This window comes from Shewanella sp. S1-49-MNA-CIBAN-0167, assembly GCF_040310145.1.
Classification (GTDB): Bacteria; Pseudomonadota; Gammaproteobacteria; order Enterobacterales; family Shewanellaceae; genus Shewanella; species Shewanella psychromarinicola.
In genome coordinates this window covers 1-238 of record NZ_JBEOPO010000484.1, presented here as the reverse complement: position 1 = coordinate 238, position 238 = coordinate 1, and the positions used below count along the sequence as shown (strand labels likewise).

At 44.5% G+C, this 238-nt stretch carries 1 protein-coding gene; it reads right to left on the bottom strand.

Annotated elements, in window-relative coordinates; translation table 11 throughout:
* A partial coding sequence (locus tag AAEZ00_RS22100) for a GNAT family N-acetyltransferase (RefSeq protein ID WP_351090184.1) occupies positions 1-187 on the bottom strand: 187 nt, incomplete at its 3' end.
* Positions 188-238: the final 51 nt, after the last annotated feature.

The following is a 238-nucleotide window of genomic DNA, read 5'->3' as shown; positions in this document are numbered from 1 at the left end:
GTCCTGTATGAACCAATTTTTCGGCAATCCCTTGGCCGCGTAAAGCGGGTGGTACAAAGGTGCGACTAAAATCAATATTTTGACCCTCTAAGTGATATTCAAGTACTGCCTCAACACCTTGAGTGATAACCACAAAACGATGTTGGCTAGCTTGGTGTTGCACGGTTACTGCGTTTTGATTGCCCATCGTGTGTTGTCCTATTACTTGTAATGCCGCTTGTTGATGTGGCTATTGATG